This is a genomic window from Natrialba aegyptia DSM 13077 (assembly GCF_000337535.1).
Classification (GTDB): Archaea; Halobacteriota; Halobacteria; order Halobacteriales; family Natrialbaceae; genus Natrialba; species Natrialba aegyptia.
The window spans coordinates 85613-106402 of record NZ_AOIP01000009.1; the positions used below are offsets into that span (position 1 = coordinate 85613).

The 20790-nt window shown below is 62.8% G+C and carries 23 protein-coding genes and 1 tRNA gene; 8 read left to right on the forward strand and 16 right to left on the reverse strand.

Translation table 11 applies throughout. The features are described 5' to 3' along the window. Positions 1 to 10: 10 nt before the first annotated feature. Positions 11 to 937, reverse strand: coding sequence for a DUF7547 family protein (locus tag C480_RS01845; RefSeq protein ID WP_006663920.1), 927 nt, complete (start codon positions 935 to 937; stop codon positions 11 to 13). Between the two features lie 158 nt (positions 938 to 1095). On the opposite strand from C480_RS01845, the gene C480_RS01850 reads away from it, so the two are divergent. From C480_RS01850 to C480_RS01860, 3 genes are all read left to right on the forward strand, one after another. Then, a complete protein-coding gene (locus tag C480_RS01850; RefSeq protein ID WP_006663921.1) occupies positions 1096 to 1899 on the forward strand; it encodes a DUF7504 family protein in 804 nt (267 codons plus the stop codon). A 103-nt stretch (positions 1900 to 2002) separates the two neighbouring features. Continuing rightward, complete coding sequence (locus tag C480_RS01855; RefSeq protein ID WP_006663922.1) at positions 2003 to 2755, forward strand: ribonuclease H-like domain-containing protein; 753 nt, start codon at positions 2003 to 2005, stop codon at positions 2753 to 2755. Between the two features lie 53 nt (positions 2756 to 2808). Further along, complete coding sequence (locus tag C480_RS01860) at positions 2809 to 3219, forward strand: acyl-CoA thioesterase (protein ID WP_006663923.1); 411 nt, start codon at positions 2809 to 2811, stop codon at positions 3217 to 3219. 47 nt (positions 3220 to 3266) lie between these two features. On the opposite strand, the gene C480_RS01865 is transcribed toward C480_RS01860, so the two are convergent. The 7 genes from C480_RS01865 to C480_RS01900 form a co-directional block, all read right to left on the reverse strand. Further along, positions 3267 to 3551: a HalOD1 output domain-containing protein gene (locus C480_RS01865; RefSeq protein WP_006663924.1), complete on the reverse strand. Its 285-nt coding sequence runs from the start codon at positions 3549 to 3551 to the stop codon at positions 3267 to 3269. A 686-nt stretch (positions 3552 to 4237) separates the two neighbouring features. Next, a tRNA-Thr gene (locus C480_RS01875) sits at positions 4238 to 4311 on the reverse strand. A 79-nt stretch (positions 4312 to 4390) separates the two neighbouring features. Next, positions 4391 to 4897: a GNAT family N-acetyltransferase gene (locus C480_RS01880; RefSeq protein WP_006663926.1), complete on the reverse strand. Its 507-nt coding sequence runs from the start codon at positions 4895 to 4897 to the stop codon at positions 4391 to 4393. Between the two features lie 79 nt (positions 4898 to 4976). Then, complete coding sequence (locus C480_RS01885; protein WP_006663927.1) at positions 4977 to 6188, reverse strand: phosphoglycerate kinase; 1212 nt, start codon at positions 6186 to 6188, stop codon at positions 4977 to 4979. A gap of 247 nt (positions 6189 to 6435) precedes the next feature. Then, positions 6436 to 7062, reverse strand: a complete 627-nt coding sequence (locus C480_RS01890; RefSeq protein WP_006663928.1) for a CBS domain-containing protein — start codon at positions 7060 to 7062, stop codon at positions 6436 to 6438. A 106-nt stretch (positions 7063 to 7168) separates the two neighbouring features. Next, on the reverse strand, positions 7169 to 7930 hold the full coding sequence (locus tag C480_RS01895; RefSeq protein WP_006663929.1) for a GTP cyclohydrolase III: 762 nt from the start codon (positions 7928 to 7930) through the stop codon (positions 7169 to 7171). 137 nt (positions 7931 to 8067) lie between these two features. Continuing rightward, positions 8068 to 8394 (reverse strand): DUF5785 family protein, encoded by a 327-nt coding sequence (locus C480_RS01900; RefSeq protein WP_006663930.1) that lies wholly within the window; start codon positions 8392 to 8394, stop codon positions 8068 to 8070. Positions 8395 to 8486: 92 nt separating this feature from the next. Between C480_RS01900 and C480_RS01905 the strand changes: the two genes are divergently transcribed. After that, complete coding sequence (locus C480_RS01905; RefSeq protein WP_006663931.1) at positions 8487 to 9260, forward strand: DUF4013 domain-containing protein; 774 nt, start codon at positions 8487 to 8489, stop codon at positions 9258 to 9260. 22 nt (positions 9261 to 9282) lie between these two features. Here the strand turns inward: C480_RS01905 and C480_RS01910 are convergent, their stop codons facing one another. The 5 genes from C480_RS01910 to C480_RS01930 all read right to left on the reverse strand — a co-directional run bounded on the left by C480_RS01910 (position 9283) and on the right by C480_RS01930 (position 15129). Continuing rightward, the gene (locus C480_RS01910; RefSeq protein ID WP_006663932.1) at positions 9283 to 10428 is read right to left on the reverse strand and encodes an ABC transporter ATP-binding protein; all 1146 of its coding nucleotides are present in this window, start codon (positions 10426 to 10428) and stop codon (positions 9283 to 9285) included. Between the two features lie 22 nt (positions 10429 to 10450). Continuing rightward, positions 10451 to 11422 carry a carbohydrate ABC transporter permease gene (locus tag C480_RS01915; RefSeq protein WP_006663933.1) on the reverse strand — a complete coding sequence of 324 codons (972 nt, stop codon included), beginning with the start codon at positions 11420 to 11422 and terminating at the stop codon, positions 10451 to 10453. Then, positions 11422 to 12399: a carbohydrate ABC transporter permease gene (locus C480_RS01920; protein ID WP_006663934.1), complete on the reverse strand. Its 978-nt coding sequence runs from the start codon at positions 12397 to 12399 to the stop codon at positions 11422 to 11424. The genes C480_RS01915 and C480_RS01920 overlap by 1 nt, the downstream gene beginning before the upstream one ends. A gap of 20 nt (positions 12400 to 12419) precedes the next feature. Continuing rightward, positions 12420 to 13703 (reverse strand): ABC transporter substrate-binding protein, encoded by a 1284-nt coding sequence (locus C480_RS01925; protein WP_006663935.1) that lies wholly within the window; start codon positions 13701 to 13703, stop codon positions 12420 to 12422. Positions 13704 to 13974: 271 nt separating this feature from the next. Continuing rightward, positions 13975 to 15129, reverse strand: coding sequence for a Gfo/Idh/MocA family protein (locus C480_RS01930; RefSeq protein ID WP_006663936.1), 1155 nt, complete (start codon positions 15127 to 15129; stop codon positions 13975 to 13977). Between the two features lie 240 nt (positions 15130 to 15369). Here C480_RS01930 and C480_RS01935 point away from each other — a divergent pair, with 240 nt between their 5' ends. Continuing rightward, the gene (locus C480_RS01935) at positions 15370 to 16092 is read left to right on the forward strand and encodes a ThuA domain-containing protein (protein WP_006663937.1); all 723 of its coding nucleotides are present in this window, start codon (positions 15370 to 15372) and stop codon (positions 16090 to 16092) included. A gap of 11 nt (positions 16093 to 16103) precedes the next feature. Here the strand turns inward: C480_RS01935 and C480_RS01940 are convergent, their stop codons facing one another. From C480_RS01940 to C480_RS01950, 3 genes are all read right to left on the reverse strand, one after another. Continuing rightward, complete coding sequence (locus C480_RS01940) at positions 16104 to 17390, reverse strand: TIGR00341 family protein (RefSeq protein ID WP_006663938.1); 1287 nt, start codon at positions 17388 to 17390, stop codon at positions 16104 to 16106. Between the two features lie 187 nt (positions 17391 to 17577). Beyond that, the gene (locus tag C480_RS01945) at positions 17578 to 18429 is read right to left on the reverse strand and encodes a translation initiation factor eIF-2B (RefSeq protein WP_006663939.1); all 852 of its coding nucleotides are present in this window, start codon (positions 18427 to 18429) and stop codon (positions 17578 to 17580) included. Positions 18430 to 18515: 86 nt separating this feature from the next. Beyond that, complete coding sequence (locus C480_RS01950) at positions 18516 to 18884, reverse strand: DUF5783 family protein (RefSeq protein WP_006663940.1); 369 nt, start codon at positions 18882 to 18884, stop codon at positions 18516 to 18518. A 104-nt stretch (positions 18885 to 18988) separates the two neighbouring features. Here C480_RS01950 and C480_RS01955 point away from each other — a divergent pair, with 104 nt between their 5' ends. The 3 genes from C480_RS01955 (at position 18989) to C480_RS01965 (ending at position 20764) form a co-directional block, all read left to right on the forward strand. Continuing rightward, positions 18989 to 19321: a hypothetical protein gene (locus C480_RS01955; protein WP_006663941.1), complete on the forward strand. Its 333-nt coding sequence runs from the start codon at positions 18989 to 18991 to the stop codon at positions 19319 to 19321. A 73-nt stretch (positions 19322 to 19394) separates the two neighbouring features. Next, complete coding sequence (locus tag C480_RS01960; RefSeq protein WP_006663942.1) at positions 19395 to 20471, forward strand: Mrp/NBP35 family ATP-binding protein; 1077 nt, start codon at positions 19395 to 19397, stop codon at positions 20469 to 20471. Beyond that, a complete protein-coding gene (locus tag C480_RS01965) occupies positions 20468 to 20764 on the forward strand; it encodes a hypothetical protein (RefSeq protein WP_006663943.1) in 297 nt (98 codons plus the stop codon). Before C480_RS01960 ends, C480_RS01965 begins: the two co-directional genes overlap by 4 nt. Positions 20765 to 20790 lie beyond the last annotated feature (26 nt).

Here is a 20790-nt window from a genome sequence, read left to right on the forward strand (position 1 = left end):
AGGTCGTATTCTACTCGCCGTTGCCGTCGGTATCGTTGCTGCTGGAATCGTTGTCGCTGCCATCTATCTCGTCGTCATTGTCGGCAGCGGTCGCCGAATCGCCGCGATCATTGTCTTCGGCGTCCGGTTCGCTCGACTCCGTATCGGGATCGCGAGCGTCCTGCCCGTCATCGGCCGGCGGCTCCTCGTCCGAACTGTACCGATCCTTCAGCGTCTCGAGTTCAGCGTCGACATCGACGTTCGAGCCGTTCGCCGCCTCGGTTTCGTCCGTCGTCTCATCGCGTGGGGGGCGACCGTCGCCGATGTCGATCTGAACCACATCGGTAGCCCCCGTCTCAGTGCTGTCGCCACCGGTAGCAGGAGCCTCGTCATCGGAGCCGGACTCGCGGTCGGCAGTCGCTTCCCGGAGGCGAGTATCGACTTCGTCACGGAGCCGACGCGCCTCTGTGAGGAGCTCACGGGCGTCTTCGTCCGCGGGAAGGGCGTCCGACGAGGCCGCCCGCTGGAGTTGCGTGAGGACCGTATCGAGCTGCGAGAGCGTCGTCCGACGAACGTCGGTGGCGCGCTCGCTCGTTGTTTCGGCTGCTGCCGACGCGCGATCCCTGGCCTCTCGTTCGGTGCGCATGAGGTTGAGTCCGCGCTGGAACGCCTCGAGTGCACGCACGCTCGATTCGAGGGCGGTGATGGCGGCGGGTATAGCGAACTCGTCGGTGAACGCGAGAACTTCTCGGGGAGACGGTGGCCGAAGCGGTGGTCTGGATGGCGATGCGGGTGAGAACGGGGATCGACGCTCGCTCTCGGCGAGTTCTTGACGGAGTAGCTCGATCGTGTCGGTGAGTTCGCGAACGGCTGTCGCGAGATCCTCGTCGGGGTCGGAGCGAGGAGCACCGGAGCCGGAACTGGAGTCGGCGTTGGAGTTGGAGTCGGGGTCGCCCATACCCCCTGTATGGGGTCACGGTATGAAAATCCGGCTGTCGGGAGGAGAGAGGCTTCCGACCGCGAGTCGACCGGCTGAACTCGGACGGCGGCGAGCACCGTTTTTCTCCCGTATTCATCCCGAAATATTATGTGTGATCGGTGTCTCTGTCAGCGAAGATGGGGTCAGAATCTGGGGGTTCCGACGTCACGGAGACGGACAGCGCGACGGTGCCAAGGGGAACCGTTGACACCGAGACGGAGATGACCTTCGCACAGACCCTCGATGCACTCAAACGAGAGGGGAGTTCGGTCCTGGTCGTCGGTGCTGACAGCCAGGGGGCACACGAGGCTGTCTGCCGGCGGCTCGCAGGCGTTCACCGAGAGTCAAGCTCAGACTCAAACTCAGACTCAAACTCAGACACAGACTCGGAGACGCTGGAGACAACTGACTCGCGCGGCGTCCAGTATCGACTGCGCGTCACGGGCACCGTCGATGAAACAACCAGCGCGGACTCTTGGCAGGACTGTCCGAACCAGTCGACCCGGACGCGTACGATTTCGACGGCTTCCCTCGATCGCTCCCGGCCCGGTCACACGCACCCGTCCGAGTCGTTGCTGGGTGAGCAGCCGCTAATCGGCACGCTCGGCCTCGAAATTATCGAGGCGATCGACGAGTTCGACCGGGGGACGGCCGACTACAAACCGGCGGGGCTTCGCCTCTGTCTGGATTCGCTGGTCGCGTTGCTAGACGAGCACGACACGGACGAGGTCTTTCGACTGTTGCATCTGGTGACGACTGCCACGACTCACGCCCGGGGAGTCGGTCACGTCCACCTGCCGCTCGACTCGAACCACGACGCCGTTGCGCTGCTCGAACCGCTGTTCGATGCGGTCGTCGAACTGCGAACGCGCGACGGTATCGACGAACAGCGTTGGACGCTGCGCGATCGCGAACTGGTGACGGAGTGGATGCCGGTCTGATCGGTTCTCCTTTCGTGACACCCGATGGACGTCGATCGCGTACTCGGCAGTACGGCTTCCATCGATCCAAGCACTTTTCTCTCCGCCACTCCCCTCCACTGGTGTGCGAATCGAGAACAGTTTCATTCCCGTTCGCGGCGTCGGCGAGGTGACCGAACGCCGCCTCTGGGAACACGGAATTACCCACTGGGACGAGTTCGACGGCAGCGTCGTCGGCGACACGCTCACGGATCGGATCGAGACGTTCATCGAAACGGGTCGAGCCCACCTGGAGCAGGGTGACGTCGCTCCGTTCGCGGAGTCTCTTCCCGCTTCGAGCCGCTGGCGACTCTACGAAAACGCCCGCGATAATACCTGTTTTCTCGACATCGAAACGACCGGTCTCGATGCAAGTCACCACGACGTGACGACAGTCAGCCTTCATCGCAACGGCGAGACGACGACGTTCGTCAAGGGCCGAGATCTCACGCGCGACCGACTCTCGGCTGCACTCGAGGCCGCATCGCTTCTGGTCACGTTCAACGGCCAACGCTTTGACGTGCCGTTTCTCGAGACTTGCTACGATCTGGACGTGACGACGCCGCACGTCGACCTCATGTACCCCTGCAAGAAAATCGGCCTCGACGGCGGACTCAAAGCGATCGAACGAGATGTCGGTATCGAGCGCGACCTCCCGGAGATACACGGCCGCGATGCCGTCCGCCTCTGGCGGGAGTACGAACGCGGCGACGACGCCGCACTCGAAACCCTGATCGAATACAACCGGGCGGACACGCAACACATGAAACCGCTTCTCGAACTCGTCACAGAGCGGCTTCACGAGCAGGTGTTCGAATCGGTTTGTCGCGGCGAATAATTCTGGTCCCGGCAACCAGTACGTATACGGGTGTCGACCGGCCACCATCCTACATGACTTCAGGAACCGACCCGGACACAACAACGGATACCTACGTCGTCGAGATCGACGTTCGGCTTCGAGATATCGACTTCATGGGCCACGTCAACAACGCTACCTACGCAACCTACCTCGAACAGGCCCGAGAGGCTTACTTCCAGGACGTTTTCGACACCTCGCTCGCCGATATCGATACCGTTCTCGCACATCTCGAAATCGACTACAAACAGCCAATCGAGGCCGACGCAGCCGTCTCCATCGCACTCACGGTCGGTGAACTCGGGACTGCGAGTCTCCCGCTCACGTACGAGATCTACGCCGACGAGTCCCTGGCAGCGACGGCCACGACCGTCCAGGTCTTCATCGAACCCGGTACCGGCGATTCACGGCCCGTTCCGGAAGCCTGGCGCTCCCAGCTCGACTAGTCCACCCATCGTTTTTCGATCGAGAGACCGCCTCGCCGGTGGAGATACTACGATGATTCCTCTCGCAAGGTCACCTCACCATCGCCCGTAATAACGACGTGATAACCATTGAACGTGAACTCGACACGGCCCGAAATTCGATCGGACCCGTCCTGTCGCGGTGCAAACAGTGCATCCAGGGCTTCGGGATTGACGACAGCATAGAGGGATTCGTACTCCGGCGGTTCGATGTCTGTCGGATCGACTCCCTCTCGTTCGGCGACTGCAGCGATTACGTCGAAGCTAAGCGACCGTGTCTCGGCGGTCTCCGAACGATCGACTGAGAGTAGCATTGGCCGGACTCTTTCCTCGCCTATATATAAATCCACTGGCCTCAACCCGAGCTTGTAGAATAGATCTGTTGTCTACTGCATGTAGTTGTACACTGGTGTATTTATTTCCATTTATATAATAGATAATATAGTTGAGTTCACCCCAGTTGAGGCGTTTCAGGGAGGCGTATCCACCAAACAGGCACTCGTTGTAGGAGGCGGAACACGCCACAGTTTCCGGCGTTCGAGGCTAATACGGAAGCCGATCTTTGCCGTGAGTATGACGACGCCGTGGTAGTCTCTCAGTTGATTACGGTTCCGGGAACCGAGATCCATTCGGTTTCCTCGTCTGTTCTCTTTGTACTGTGTCAGGATCCTCGGCCAGATACGTCGGCTGGTCACGATTGCGGTGCAGGCTGGGGGAGAAGTCGCCGTCGAGTTCTCGAGTGATCGATCGATAGATGCGATCTGGTTCGTCCGGGCTGCACTTCGGTTGCGCCGACGGCGAACTCACCCCGCCCTTATCAGATGTGAACTCGACCAACCGTTCGACGCGGTCGGTGCGCAATCCGAGAGGATACTCGATACCCATCCGCGTGGATTCAGCGGTAGAACGAGTGTTGAACCGGCGGGCCGAATTACCGCCGTTCTCCGAGTGCCGGAATGTGCCGATACCAGCCGGTAAGCTGTTTGAGCCTACGGATTTAAGCCAGGGGTGGGATTTGAACCCACGAAGTCTCGATTACAAGTCGAGTGCATGAACCGCCCATGCTCCCCTGGCGCAGTCCGTTGGTTAGCAATCCTCCTTTGAATGTGTATCGTTTTCGGTTTCCGTTCGGCGATCCGTTCGACCGGGCCGCTCAGTCGGTCTCGGTCTCAGTATTCGCCCCGGCTGTGGACTCCTCGAGCGATCGTTTCATCGCCACTCGATAGGGTTCGTATCCGTGCGTTCGGTAAAACCGCCTCGCGTCCTCGTTTTGTGCCATCACTTCGAGCAGCAACACCTCTGCGCCCTTCGATTCGAGTTCAGCCGTGGCGGCCTCGAGTAGCGCGGACCCGATGCCCCGGTTGCGATAGGCTGGATCGACGTAGAGATTCGAGAGGGTGCCGCGCGTCCGCTCGAGTTCGAGGCTGCCGCGTTCGATCGAGACCGAGGCAAAGCCGACGATCGCGTCGTCGACGCGAGCGACGAGAAGGCCGTCGGCGACGCGGTGTGCGGCGAGGGTCTCGCGCATCAGTTCGCGGTTGGCCTCCGCGCGGACGGCCGAGTCGAACTCGCGCTGGCCGCGGGCGAGTCGGACCCAGAGATCGGTGACGGCTTCGAGATCGGCGCTCGTGGCGTGATCGATAGTTAGATTGGTTGTCATCGTCGGTCGTCATTGTCAGTCGTCCGGTTATCGATCGGCGATCAGCGATCCGAGGGTAGGGACCATTGCCAATGGTGGGTCAAGCAGCGTCAACAGTACGCTCGAGCGCGCTGACGGCAGGCAGCTGATCGGCGGTCAGCATTTGCAACGCGGCACCGCCGCCGGTACTCACGTGTGAAAAGCCCTCGACGCCGAGTCGGCGGAGCGCCGAGGCAGTGTCGCCACCGCCGACGATACTCGTCGGCACGCCCGTCGCCGCGCCGTAGAGCCGTCTGGTTCCCAGTTCGAACCGGTCGTCCTCGAAGACGCCGGCCGGCCCGTTGAGGATAACGGTGCCTGCGTCCTCGAGAAGCCGCTCGTAGTAGGCAAGCGTCGACGAGCCGATATCCATCGCGGCCTCGCCCTCCTGAGGCGGTAACGCGTTGACGCCGAGTTCGTGGCGGCCGTCGTCGCGGTCGACGGCGACATCGCGGGGCAGCGCGATCCGGTCGCCGTAGGCGTCGAGCAAGTCGCTAGCGCGATCGATCTCGTCCCAGTAACCCTGTTCGTAGATGAAATCCGAACTCGCGTCGCCGAGGTCGACGCCGTCGGCGATCAGGAAGACGTTGGCGACGACGCCGGCGGTGAGGATGTGATCGGCGAGGTCCTTCTCGAGAACGCTCCAGGCGACATCGATTGAATCGGGGACTTTCGCGCCCCCGAGGACGTAGATCCGCGGTTCGGGCGTCTCCTCGATCGAGCCGAGCACGTCGAGTTCTGATTCCATGACGCGACCCGCGTAGCCCGGCACGACGGTTGGAAAGCCGACGAGCGAGGGCTGTGAACGGTGAGCGGCGGCGAAGGCGTCGTTCACGTAGGCATCGAGGACGGGCGCGAGATTCGCCACGAGCTGTGTTCGAGCAGCGCGGTCCGGATCGAATTCCATGTATTCCTCGCTGTAAAAGCGGGTGTTCTCGAGAACGACGCAGTCGCCGTCTTCGAGCGAGCGGACGGCATCGCGTGCGGCCTGGCTGAACGTTGCATCGACGTAGTCGACGGGACGGCCGAGCAGGTCGGATAGACGGTCGGCATGCGGAGACAGGGTGCCGAAGTCGTCACCGCCGGGTCGGCCCTGGTGGGCAAGGACGGCAACCCGACCGCCGCGCTCGAGCAATTCCGAGAGCGTATCGACGTGAGCACGGAGCCGGGCGTCGTCGGCGAGAGACCCGTCGTCGGCGATCGGACTGTTGATGTCGACGCGAACGCCGACGGTTGTCCCTTCGACGTCGAGGTCGTCGAGGGTATCGATCATTGTCGGTCAGTCCACCGCGGCACCCGAAAGGTCTTTCTATCGGAGAGATAGTCTCCGTCTGCTGTATCCACGATCCGTGATGACAGCAACCATGATAACGGTCAGTGTCCTCGCTCACGTAGCGCCAGAACTGCATCCTGCACTCGTCACCGAGACGCCAGCCCGCGGTCAATTTGAACGCTGATAGCGATAGCTAAACTCGTCTGCGGGCGGAACTGTATGGTCTTGATCGCCACAACTGGGGACGTCATACCGTCCGGCAATCGGTACAGACCAGTTGGCCGTTCGCATCCCAGAGTTCGTCAGCGAGTGAGCCACAGGATTCACAGACGCCCTGCGTCGAATACTCGTCACCGCCGTTTGGCTGCAGTTGGGCCTGTGTGTCGAGTTCGCCTCTCGGCGTCGTGGCGGCGAGGCGTTCGTCGCCGCGATCCTGATCGGCGACGGCGCTCGATTCGGGGTCGGTCGTTCGTGGTGGCGTCATCGTCGCCTGGAACGAGCCGGCGGCAGCGATGACATCGCGTTGGGTAACGACGCCACGGAGTTCGGTATCGCGTTCGACGACGAGATTGCGGATGTTTTCACGAGCCATGATCGTCGCTGCATCGGTAACCGACCGAGCCGGGTCGATGGAGATGACGGGGGCGGTCATGGCTTCGCCGACGGTCGTTTCGGCGGGATCGCGGCCGGCTGCGACGAGACCGAGGACGTCCCACTCGGTCATGATGCCGACCGGATTAGCGCCGCGGACGACGAGCACACAGCCGGTGTGTTCCTCGCGCATGAGCGTTACTGCGTCCTGAACGGTGTCTGACTCGCTGACACCGACGTATTCGGTCGTCAGGACATCCCTGACCGACAGTTCCGATTCCATGTGTGAACACACCGCGCGGTCGGGCTAAAAACTACCTCCACCACACTTAAGCGGCCACACACCGAAGTTTTCTGCTTCTACGACCGCGGATATCGATGTCAGCGGGCTACCAGTCTACTTCGACTCTGGTTCCGTCTACCCGACAGATTTCGAGCGCGTGTTTTGCAGCGAATCCGGCGTCGTGAGCGTTCTCACCGCGCCCAACGCCGACCTGGAGTTCGACATCGACGGCGTCCTCGACGTGGTGAATCGCGTCCTCGTAGTCGCCTTCCGTCAGGTTCGGACAGGAGACGATAATGTTGTCGCCGCCGACGAAAAAGGAGAGGCTCTCGTGGGCGGTGCGCATGTGTCGCATGAGTTCCGCGTAGCCCTGTTCGATTTCGATGAACGTATCGAAGGCGTTGAGTTCGTCCGTGTAGTTGCCCGTCGCGTTGATAACGTCGAAGTGGGCGATCTGGACGTCGTCGTCGGTCTGGTGGGCAGTTTCGATCGTCCGCCCCTCGAGACACTCGCGCCGATTCTTATCCTGTGCGCTGCCCGCTTCCTGCACCAGCGTGGTCGCATCGGCAAGCGCCTGGACGGGCGAGGTGCCGGTCGCAACGCCGAGACTGAGCGTCACGGGGTAGCGATTGTTCACCGACTCCTGAAGGAGTTCGTGGTCCGCCATCGAGAGCCCGTTCGTAACCGCGATCATGTTGTCGAATCGGCTGAAGAAGACGTAGCCGCCGCGGTTGCCGACGAACTGGGAGATGTCGGCGTAGAGCCGAGATTGCATCGTCTGGAGGTCGGCTTCGCGTCGCGGCTCCGGCGTCACCGTCCACGGTCCGTAGTTGTCGATCTGAACGAGCGTTACCTGCGTGTTAGTCACGGTGCCCGAAGCTTTCGAACGCCATCGTATAAGTGATACGTAATCCAGATTCGTGATGGCGAACGGTCGTCAGTCGTATTCGGCCGCGACGGTCACGGCATCGCTCCGAGTGGAACCGAATCGAGCGACGGCGAGACTCAGGCGTGTTTCTGTTCCGGATTCACGCCCTGCGGGTGGTAGTCCCAGAAGCCCCCCTGCCGCATCGCCGCGCCGACCGCCTTGTGCATGTCCGTAATCGTCTCGAACTCCGCCTGCTCGACGAACTCGAAGATCTCACTGAGTGGGACGACCGTCCGGTAGTTCACCCGGATCGGATCGTCGCCGTACTCCGCGACGAACTCGTCTCGATCGAGCGGGAAGTCCTCGTCCTCGTCGACCTTCTTGGCGATGACTGCCATGTCGTACTTGCGCATCCCCTCACTGCCTTCCTCGCCGTCGGGGTCGTGTGGCCAGTCCGAACTCATACTCGGATGTGTGCAGGGATCCCGCAAAAGGGTTACTCTTGGCCGTCGGCAACCAGCAATCGTTATACCACGAGCGTCCCCAGAGGTGGGTGATGGCGCTTGGACTGAGCGAGGCGCTGCGGTATCCATTCCGCGGCGATCGCTCGCCGGATCTATTCGTGATCGGAGGTCTGCTCGGACTCGTGACGGTTATCACAGGGGAACTGAGTGTAGCACTGGGTTCATCGAATCCACTTTTTGCCCTTCCGTTTGCCGTCGTGACGGCAGTGACCGCCGTCGTCTTGTTGGGCTATCTCCTTCGCGTATTCGAAACGACAGCGGCCGAGAGCGAGACGCCACCGTCGTTTCGTCCGCTCGGATCGATGCTCCGGCGCGGGTGTCGACTGGCCGTCCTCTCGATCGGCTACGCGATCCTTTTGAGCGCCGTCTTTGCGGTCGTCCTCACGGTGTTTACGCGACTCCCGTTCGCTGCAGAATCGGTCGGATTCACCGGGTCGATGGTATTTTTCCTGCTGTCGACGACGACGCTCGTCGCCGTTCTCGCGATCGGGTACGCGTACTCGGTTGCCGTCGGGCGTACTGCCGAGGGGGCGACGATTATCGAAGCGATCGATATCCGCTCGCAGCGACCGGTTCTCGTAGACGGTGGCTACGCTGTTGCGTGGACGGCTGCACTGGTCGTTGTGGTCCCCGGTTGGGGATTTCTCGCAGCGGCGTTCTCCCGACGAACGATATTCGGGGTTATCGCGGTCTTTCTTGCCTTCTACGCACATCTCGTTTCGGTCCGCGTTCTCGCGCGTGGCTATCGAAGCGCAACGGGACGTAACACACCAGCCCCGGATCGAGACGGCGAACTGACTCGGTAGGCGGATCGAAAAAGAGGCCGAGTCAGAGCTTCGTTTCCGGAATCGTCGTCGACTCGACCGTTCGGTTACGCAGTGCGTGTCCGCTCTGTCGGTCGAAGATATGTACCGCCGATTCGGGAATGTGCGCATAGACGGTCTCCCCCGCCTCGACGTGGTGCATCCCGTCGACCGTGGCGACGAACGTCTGCGTCTGCTCGTCACCGATGGTGAGGTAGACGTTGTTTTCGTTGCCCATCGGCTCGACGACATCGACGACCGTTGCGTAGGTGTGGGCCCCGTCTGGGGTGGATTGGAGGTCGATGTCCTCCGGGCGAACGCCGAGGACGAGTTCACCTTGGGCGCTCGCAAGTTCGTCACCAGTTTCGTTCGAGAGGTCGTACCTGAAGTGGTCGTGGACGAGCCGGCTGTCGTCTCGGGTTACGTCGAAGAAGTTCATCGAGGGTTCGCCGATGAAGCTGGCGACGAAGAGGTTTGCGGGTTCGTGGTAGCACTCGAGTGGGGTGCCGACCTGCTGAAGTTCGCCGTCGTTCAGGATGGCGATTTTGTCGGCCATCGTCATCGCCTCGGTCTGATCGTGGGTGACGTAGATGGTGGCGACGTCGAGATCGTTCTGGAGGCGTTTGAGTTCCGTGCGCATCTGCGCGCGGAGTTTGGCGTCGAGGTTCGAGAGGGGTTCGTCGAGCAGGAAGACCTCGGGGTCGCGGACGATTGCGCGGCCGAGGGCGACGCGCTGTTGTTGGCCGCCGGAGAGATCGTCCGGTTTGCGTTCGAGGAGCTCCTCGATGCCGAGCATGTCGGCGGCGGACTCGACCGTCCGTTCGATCTCGTCGTCGGGCATCGTGGTCGACTCCTGTAGCCCGAAGGCCATGTTTTCACGGACGGTCATGTGCGGGTACAGCGCGTAGGACTGGAACACCATCGCGATGTTCCGGTCTTTCGGCTTCGAGTCGTTGACGACCGTGTCGCCGAGTCGGACCTGGCCGGCGCTGATCGATTCCAAGCCGGCGACCATTCGGAGGGTCGTCGACTTGCCACAGCCGGAGGGGCCAACGAGGACGAGGAATTCCCCGTCTTCGATCGTGAGCGATACGTCGTCGACGGCGGTGATTTGGTTGCCGTCGCGTTCCGTGAACACCTTGGTTACGGCGTCGAGTTGTAGGTCTGCCATCGTTTTGATCTGTGAGTTGTGATCACATCGTCTGTCCTTTCGCGAACTGTTCTCCGAACATGATGTACACGAGAATCGTCGGGAGCGCTGCGATGAACGCGCCAGCCATCTGCACGCCGTAGTCGGTCGCCATCGCGCCCTGGAGTGCGTTTAACTCGAGGGTGACGACGTAGTTCGCGCGGTCGCTGAGCAGGACGAGCGCGAACAGGAAGTCGTTCCAGATCTGCGTGAACTGGTAGATCAGCGTCACGGCGAACATCGGAACCGAGAGCGGCAGGACGATCTTCCGGTAGATCCGGGCGAGGCTCGCGCCGTCGAGGCGCGCCGCCTCGATGAGTTCGTCGTCGAGCGTCTGGTAGTACGATCGAAAGAGGACCGTACAGATCGGGGTCCCGTAGGCGATGTGGGTAATTATCAGTTCGACGAGTTCACCGCGCTCGTGGAGCCCGGAGATGTCGACGATCGACCAGAACTGGCGGAGCGGGACGAGCACGGCCTGGTAGGGGATGAACACGGCTGCGAGGAACAGCGCGAGCAAGAATGCCTGACCGCGCCAGTTGACTTTGGTCAGGCCGTAGGCGGCCAGGCTGCCGAGGAGTGCCGAGAAGACGGCTGCGGGGATCGTCAGCGCGAAGCTGTTTATCATCCCCATGGCGAGTTCGCCGCCGGCGGTGACCCAGGGGTCGACGGTGATCCCCTCGATCGGCGGCTGGAGCGGCGAGGTCTCGCGGTACGCTTCCTGGGTCTTGAACGCGGTCGTCAGCCCGCCGTACAGCGGGGAGAGGTAGCCGATCACGAGTGCGAGCAACGCGCCGTAGAGCGCGAGGCGACCGGGTCCGATAGCCGGGAGACGAGAGGAGTCGTCGGTCGCTGGTTTCGTTTTCGTTTCCGTTTCCGTGTCCGTCTGCGTGTCCCTGTCTGCGTCCGTGTCGGTATCTGCGTCCGCGTCTCTGTCTCTGTCTCTGTCTGTGTGAGCGTCGGTATCGTCCGTCATTAGAGTGCACCTCGCTTGTACTGCGTGTAGGCGTACGGTCCGATGATCGTCAGTGCGAGCGCGAACAGGACCACGGCGATCGCAGCGCCGTAGGCCCACTGGCTCGAGGAGAACGCCTCGCGGTACATCGTGACCGCGAGGATGTCGACGGAGCGGCCGGGATTGGTCCCGAACATCACGTAGATGAAGTCGAACGCCTTGAGCGCGAAGACCATCAACACGACGACCGCGCCGATGGTCGAGGACCGAAGCTGCGGGATGATGACCCGCCAGTACAGCTTCAGCGTCGACGCGCCGTCGATCCGCGCGGCTTCGTAGTGTTCGTCCGGAATCGCCCGCAGTCCCGCGAGGTAGACGATCATACAGTAGCCGCTGAACTGCCAGATGAGCGCGACGATCACCGCCGCGAGTTTGAACTGCGGGTTGCCGATCCAGTTGTGCGTCAGCAAATCGAGTCCGAAGACGTTCAACGTCGTATTGATCACCCCGTTCGACGCGTACATCCACGACCAGAAGATTGCCGTCACGACGAACGACAGCGCCATCGGTAGCAGGTAGATCGTCCGAAACGTGTTCTCGAAGCGAATCTTCCGATCGACGAGCAGGGCAAGCCCCAGTCCGACGACCAGCGACGACCCCGTAAACGTGATGAGGAGCAGGATCGTGTTCCAGAGCGACGCTCTGAAGTTCTGGTCCGCCGGCAACTGGCGATACATCTCGAGCGAGAGGTCGGTATACTCCGGCTGTCCGAGCCCCGACCAGCCGGTGAACGAAATAGCGATGTTCCAGGCGATTGCCCCGTAAACGAACAGCAAGACGAGCAGCGTCGGCGGCAGCCAGAACGGCATCGACTCGACGAAGTCACTGTCTCGAAGCCGGCCGGCAAGCGAACCTTGCGTCTGCGTTCCCTGGGACTGCTCCGTCGCCGTCTCGGATAGCGGGTTGAGCCGTCGGAGGGAGTTCCGTAACGAATCCATAGTAAATCCCTCTTCCAGCGTTACTGGAAGCTATTGCCGAGTTCGTTGTACGTCTCGTCGACATCCCAGTTGTCGATGAAGTTCGCGAACGCGCCCTCGACCTCGGTCTGGATATCCGGCGCGACTGCCAACCCGTGGGCGATCGACGGCGGCTGTTCGTCCGACTCCTCGAAGTCGGCCATCTGATCCTGGAGGAACGGGGTGAACGCTTCGTCCGAAACGTCGGTCCGCGGCGGAATCGAGCCCTTGGCCTGGTTGAACCGTTCCTGTGCGTCCGCGGTACCCGCGTAGCGCAGGAATCGCACGGTCGCGTTCGGCGACGGGTTGAACTTCGGGAACACGAACGAGTCGATGACCATCACGTACATCCCGTCGGTTCCCGGGAACGGGACGTAATCCCAGTCGTCCCCGTACGCGAGTTCCTCGTCGGTCTCGTACTGGCCGGCGGCCCAGTCGCCCTGATGGAAGAACGCAGCCTCGCCGGAATTGATGTAGTCGCTCGCGTCGTCCCAGTCGTTCATCGAACTCGCGTCCTCGTTGAAGAACTCGCTGTAGTCGACGACGAGTTCGAGCGAGTCGCGGACTTCGGATTCGTTCTCCTCGACGTTCCCCTCGATGACCGAGTCGTACACATCGGTGCCGTACTCGCCGAGCAGGACCTGCGCCCATAGCTGGAGTGTCGACCACGACGACTGGGTCTGTTGGGCCATTCCGACGTAGCCCGCCTCGTCGGCGGTCTCCATCGCGTCGATGAGCGCGCTCGGACTGTCGATCGACTCGGGATCGATGCCGCTGTCCTCGATAACGTTGACGTTGTAGAACAGGTTGTTCAGCCGGTGGATGTTGATCGGCACGGCGACGAAGTCGCCGTCCGGCCGCGCGACCTCGATCGGCCCGTCGAGGTACGCCTCCTCCATCTCGTCGTTCCAGACGTGTCCCTCGATGTCGTAGAGCAGGTCGTCGGCGGTGTAATCCGCGAGCGCCTGGCCCGGCCAAACCTGGAACGTGCTCGGCGGATCCTGGTCGACGACCCGGTTTCGAATGTCCGCCTCGAGCGCGCTCCCGGCCCCACCCGGTGACGGCGAGGACTCGACGGTAATATCCGGGTACTCCTCCTCGAACCCTTCGACGAGCGCCTCGAAGGCTTCCGCCTCCGCGTCGGCCGTCCACCAGTGGCCGATCTCGACCGACTCGAACTCGTCGGGATCTTCCTCGAGAAGTTCATCGAGCGGTTCGGCCTCGTTGCCGCCGCCGAGACAACCCGCCGCCGCAGCCAGCCCGAGTGCCCCCGTCGCTTGCAACACTCGCCGTCGTGAGCGTCCGTTCGTGGTAGAATTTTTTCTAACCATAGTCAACCCTTCTACTGTATGCGAGACATGTACATAGTAATAAGGCCTTTGATAATGATGGACAACATTGATCCAGAATATAGTTAATTATATACTCCTGAGAACAGACCGATGACGGCGGTTTGGCGGTCGATTCGGCTATACAACTGATTCTACGACGCTAGTTGTGCGAAACAAAGGAGTTCGTCCGACGGACGGTTCCGAGGCGGGTTGGTGGGAGCCGAGTTCAGAGATCAGCTTCGGCTCCGGCTTCCGGCTGTTGGTCCGCTTCGGCCTCTTTGTCGACCGGCTGTGGGATGGGCCCTGATTCGATCGATTCGGCTTGGCCGGTCTCGCTCGAGCGATAAATCGCGTCGATGACGCGCTGGACGGTGAGCGCCTCATCGAGCGTATTCGTCGTCGGCTCGCTTCCCGTGGCGACGGCCGTCAGGAACCGCTCGTCCTGCTCGAGATAGCCAGTTAGTCCCGTATCGCCCGTACAGGTTGTGTCAGTGTAGTGATCGGCGCCGGTTGCACTCGCACCGAGAATCTGGAGCTTCGTATCGCCGATGTCGAACTGTGCGCCGGCCTCGGTGCCGCGGATTCGGAAGTCCATACTCTCCTCGCGGTTCGTCGCCCACGCGGCCTCGAGCGAGATCGTCTGTCCGTCGGCACAGCGAATGAACGCGCTGACCGAATCGTCGACGTCGTACGTTTCGGCGTTTGCGTCCCAGTTGTCGCCGAACCCGTCGGGGTCCGCGTAGTCCTCGCGCCCGCCGAACGTCGTCCTGGCGATGCCGGAGACTTCGGTGATTTCGGGGAAATCGAGCGCGTACAGTGCAAGATCGAGCGCGTGAACGCCGATATCCAGCAGCGCGCCGCCGCCCGAGAGATCCTTGTTCGTGAACCACGAGCCCGGACCGGGGACGCCGCGTCGCCGCACGTAGTTGGCTTCGATGTGGGTTAGCTCGCCGAACCGACCGCGGGCGTGGTGTTCCTCGAACATCGCCATCGAGGCCGCGTGTCGGTTGTGAAAGCCGACCATACAGAACCCGTCCGATTCCGCTTCGACCGCTGCGATCCGTTCTGCACTCTCTAGGGTGTGTGCCAGGGGTTTTTCGACGAGCACGTCACAGCCGGCCTCGAGCGCGGCGACCGTGATCGGTTCGTGAAATCGGTTCGGCGTCGTCACGACGACCGCATCGACCGCATCGTCGACGACGAGTTCGTCGTGCGTTTCGTACGTCGTCGCGTTGAACTCTGCGGCGAAGCGCTCGCGTTGTTCGGGGACGAGATCGACGCCAGCGACGACGGTAGCACCGAGTTCTTCGACGTTTCGTGCGTGGTGGTGACCCATGCCGCCGAGCCCGACGATGCCGACGCCGATGCTCGTTCCGTTCACCGAGAACCACCCTGTCGTTGTTGTGAGGGTGGTGTGAGGCGAGAAATGAGGGTGTTCGATGTCGTAAGCGCCCAGTCCCAGTTCATAGAGAGACGCGGGCAGCGATCAAAATAAGGGTTGTGACCGACCCATCTCTCTGCATTACTGTGAATCATTTGATCTGACATGGGCCGGTGGTGTGTCACGTGAACGCAGGACAGACCAGGTGAGCTAAGGCCGTCGATGGTGGACCCACATCCAATGTGTACGATTACGATCTGGAACGAGTTCAGACACGAGCGCGAGGACGAGGAGGTCGCGGCGGTGTATCCGGAGGGGATTCACGAGGCGCTTGCGACCGTGTTTACCGGCGAGGAAGCCGAGACCGAGGACGGCGTCGAGTACGAGGTTCGGACGGCGACACTCGACGAACCGGAACACGGGCTCACCGAGGACGTACTCGACGCGACCGACGTGTTGCTCTGGTGGGGACACGAGGCGCACGACGAGGTCGAAGACGAGGTTGTCGACCGCGTTCAGGAGCGCGTGCTCGAGGGGATGGGCTTGCTGGTCCTCCACTCCGCACATTACTCGAAGATATTCAAGCGGCTGCTCGGAACGTCGTGTAGCCTCCAGTGGCGCGAAGACGGCGGCACGGAACGGCTGTGGGTCGTCGATCCCGGCCACCCGATCGCGGACGGGCTGGACGAGTTCATCGAGTTGCCGGAGACGGAGATGTACGGCGAGCCGTTCGACGTACCGGAGCCGGACCGACTGGTCTTTACGAGCTGGTTCGAGGGCGGCGAAGTGTTTCGAAGCGGCTGTTGTTATCGTCGCGGGAGCGGGCGCATCTTCTATTTCCGACCGGGCCACGAGACGTATCCGATCTACGAGAACGCGGAGATTCGGCGGGTGCTCCGAAACGCTGTCGCGTGGGCGAGTCCGACGGCGGGTGCGCCGCGATCGTTCGGCGAGCGCGAGTGACCAGCCGCCGGTTAGCCGCTTCGCTGCGTGTCGACCAGTTCGGTGACGACCTCGAGTTCGGTTCCCGTCGCCGTTTCGAGTCGTTCACGCACCTGCTCGGCGAAGTCGGGCGGTTCCGTCTCGCCGGGCGGGCGTTCGACGAGGACGGTTACGACCGGCACGTCGCCGGTGTAGAGGTCGATCAGTTCGTACTGGACGGAGAGTTCTCGCAGGACGAGCTCGTCGAACGGCGGTTCGTCGCTCATCGCGTCGAGTTCGGTTCGCGCGTCGTGTTCGACGGCTGCAGTCTGGTAGGTGCCGTAGGTGACGCCCCCGAGGATCACCGAGAGGACGGCGATAGCAACGACCAACACGACGATCCGCGAGCGAAGGCGACCGTAGACGCGGTCGACGCTCCCGACGCGGTGCGGTCGGTAGCCGGAGAGCCAGAGCAGGAGTAACGCGGTGAGGTTGATCGAGAGCAGGTTGACCAGAACGAGCGTGCCGGCGGTGACGACGACCTCCGGATGCCCCCAGGCGATTCCGAGGCCCACCGTCGCGGCCGGCGGCACGAGCGCGACGGCGATTGCGACGCCGACGAGGACCGAGCCGACGTTGCGGATGAGGCTGATGACGCCGGCGACGCCGGAGCCGAGCGCGAGAAACAGCGCCAGCGCGTTCGGCGTGATCCGCTCGCGGATCTGTGGCACCGTCGTGATGTCAAAGCCCGGCGGCAACAACACCGTTCCCCTGAGGAGCCACCCCAGCAGCGCCGCCGTTGCGACGGCGACAAGAAGGCCGACGACTTGCAAGACGACCCCGCGTCTCGCGAGTTCGTCGTCGTCGACGACGACGCCGACGCTCGCCGCGAGCGCGGGTCCCATAAGCGGTGCGACGACCATCGCGCCGATGATCGTCGCCGCGGAGTCGAGCAACAGGCCGGCCGTCGCGATGACCGTGCTGACGATGAGCAGCGTGTAGTACGTCGAACTCGCGGGCGCGAGCGCCACCGCCTGGGACTGCAACTCTTCGCGGGAGATTCGGGTGCCGGAAAACCGGCCGAGCAGGTCGTCGGTCCGGTCGGAAACGATCGTCTCCGCGGACGTGACCACCGTGTAGGAGGACTCGTCGAGGCCGGCCTTCCGAAAGTCGGCGACGAGCGGTTCGACGGCGGCCGGCGGGACGGGAATCGAGACGAGCGCCTCGAACTCGTCGTTACTCGTCTCCTCGGAGACGGCGTAGTCGACGCCGGCCGCCTCCGCCCGCTCGAGGACGAGTTCGAGATCACCCGCTGGAACGAACACCTGGACGAGGCGCATACTCCCAGTACGACGGACACCGGCATAGACTGTCGTCACGGGATCGTGACCGTCAGCGATGCTGATCGCTCGTCGTCTCGGGTTCGAGGGGGTCGACGACGCCGTGAAACAGCGACCCAGTATCGGCGAATCGGTGCCACGATGAAACGACGAATCAGCGGGCGACGCGAAACGGGAAGCCGGACACTCAGAACGTCTCTCGTCCCTCGTCGGTGATCACGCTCTCGAGCAACGCCACCGGCGTCGCGTCGTAGGTCGGGTTCTCCACGCCGAATCCCTCCGCCGGCTCCGGCATCACCTCGCTACCCGACCTGAACTCGTTCTCGAAGACGAAGCCCTCGCCGACGATCTTCGAGGCCGATCCGAGGACGGTCACCGGAACGTCGAGTTCGCTCGCGGTCGCCGCGATCGGGAACGTCCCGACGCGATTGTAGAGGGTGTCCTCGACGATGCAGTCCATGCCGACGACGACGCGGTCACACTCCTCGAGATAGTAGCCGTTTGCGCTGTCGGCGATCAGCGTCGCTTCGACGCCGTCGAGGTCGGCGAGCCGGCGGGCCGTCTTGCGGCCGATGTAACGCGGTCGCGCTTCGGTGACGTAAACCTCGAAGGATTTGCCCGCGTCCGTCGCTTGTTCGAGCGCCTCGATAACGGTCGAGGAGTAGTCGTGGGTCAGCAACGTCATGCCGTCTTCGAGAGACGACACGGCGTTCTCGGCCGCCCGCTCCTTGGCGGATTCGACCCGCGAGACGACCGCGTCGATCTCCTCCTGGGTCAGTATCTTCGCTTCCGTCACGGTCTCGGGGTCGGCCTCGGTCACGGCCGCCACGACCTGGCGAACCGCGTTCTGGAGCGACGCGTGGGACGGGTTTGCTCGCCGGAGCACCGAGCCGTTTCGCTCGAGCGCGCGAACGTACTCTTCGGCGGTCGCGAACTCCCGATCGAGCAGTTCCTCGAGCGCCCGCGTCGCGTTTACGGCGACTACCGAGGAGCTGTGCGTCTGCATCTCCTGAATCTCCTCGACCGTCTCGTCGATCATACCTGCATGGATTCCCGTGATCGCAAAAGGTGTTCCGGGTCCGGCGATCGAGTCGGCCCGTTCAATCGAGGATCGACACCGCGAGTTCACTCCGCAGTCCCGTCCCCGAGCTCGAAGAGCCGCTGTAACTCCCGTTCGATCCGCTCGGTGAACGCGGAGAGCACGGCCTCGAACTCCTCGTCGTCGACAGCGCCGACTCGCTCCCGCGGGTTCTCGGGGAGGGCGACGCTGAACTCGCCGCTGCCCTCGTACACCGGTTCGCTCTCGCTCAACACCTGTCGGTCGATCGCTCGAAGGACCTCGGAATCGACCTGCCCGTGGAGTTGCTGGTAGGCGTTCGAATACGCCGCTTCGAGTTCGTCGAAGTAGTGGACGTACTTCTCCTCGAACTTTTCGGGGTCGAACTCGGCTGTCCGTTCGGCCTCAGCCTCGGGTTGAGGGTCGGGATCGGTCATGGCCGTCCGTCCGGTCGCCAATCGGTAAACAGTTCGGTCCCGGCGGTGGCGGCAGTCACGGCGACCGCATCCTTACGGTTCGTGCCCTCTTAGATCCGCCACCGATGGCTTCCGTCACCGTCCGATACACCTGCCCCCACTGCGACGCCGTCCACAGCATCGAACGCGGTCCCGACCTCGCGGACCGCTCGGTCACGAAACACGCACAGCCGGGCTGGGAGTACGCCACGCCGACCGACGGCCTGGCAACCCGCGAATCCGCGGACGGAATCGCCTTTCTCTGCGGCGAAGACGGCACCGTTACCGATCGTGAGGGGAGCCCGATCGACGGCTGTGGCCGCCCGTTCTACCTCAATTTCGTCCGCTACGAGCGCGGCGTTGAACTCGAACCCGACCCGCCGACGTACGGCGGGCCGCGGTTCGACTTCAACCCCTGATCCCTGAGTCGACCGGCCGTGTCGTCGCCCCCGCGAACACAACCCTTTTCGACGCCCGGAGGTACCTTCAAACATGGACGAAGCCGCCGTTCGCGACCGCCTTCGGTCGGTCGATGATCCCGAACTCGGCGACGATATCGTCTCGCTCGGGTTGGTCAACGACGTGACTGTCGAGGGGGACGAGGTTGCCATCGATCTCGCACTCGGCGCACCGTACTCGCCAACCGAGTCCGACATCGCCGCCGAGATCCGCGAGTTGCTCGTCGCGGAGGGACTCGAACCCGACCTTTCCGCGAGTATTCCCGACCGTGACGACTTCGAAACCGACGAACAGGTCCTGCCGAACGTCAAGAACGTCATCGCCGTCGCCTCCGGCAAGGGCGGCGTCGGCAAGTCGACCGTCGCGGTCAATCTCGCCGCCGGGCTCTCGCAGTTGGGGGCGCGCGTCGGGCTTTTCGACGCCGACGTGTACGGTCCGAACGTGCCGCGGATGGTCGACGCCGACGAGCCGCCGATGGCCACCGAGGACGAGACGCTCGTGCCGCCCGAAAAGTACGGCGTGAAGCTGATGAGCATGGCCTTTCTCACCGGGAAGGACGATCCGGTCATCTGGCGCGGCCCGATGGTCCACAAGGTCATCACGCAGCTCACCGAGGACGTCGAGTGGGGCCACCTCGATTACCTCGTCGTCGACCTCCCGCCGGGCACCGGCGACACGCAGTTGACGATGCTCCAGACCATGCCCGTCACGGGCGCGGTTATCGTTACGACGCCCCAGGACGTAGCGCTCGACGACGCCCGCAAGGGCCTCGAGATGTTCGCCAAACACGACACCGTCGTGCTCGGTATCGCCGAGAACATGTCGACGTTCGCCTGTCCCGACTGCGGCGGCGAACACGACATCTTCGGCTCCGGGGGCGGCGAGGAGTTCGCCGAGACTCACGACATGCCGTTTCTGGGCTCGATCCCGCTCGACCCGGCTGTCCGCGAGGGCGGCGACGGCGGCGAGCCGACCGTCCTCGACAACGACAGTGAGACCGGCGATGCGTTCAGAACGATCACCCAGAACGTCGCGAACAACACGGGGATCGTTCACCGGCGCGGCGTGTCTCAGGCAAGCCGGACGGAGACGCCCTCGCCGGACCAATGACCGACGAGAGCGCGGACGATACGGTGACAGAACCGGATGCCGGTGAAGACGGCGCTGAGCGCGACGACGATGCTGAAACCGACGAGTTCAGTCCGGACCCGGAACGCGTCGAGCGCATCCGAGCCGTTGCCGACGACGTGCGCGGCGAGTCGAGCGAGAGCAAGCAACTCGCGAACATCCTGTACCGGACCAGCGACCTCTACGACGCGGACGAAGACACGTCGCCGGAGGAGATCGTCCGCAACGTCAAGTTCATTCTCGAAGTCAACGAGCGCGGCGGGCTGGGTCGCTGACGCTCCGTGCAGTCGCGGTGCTTTTG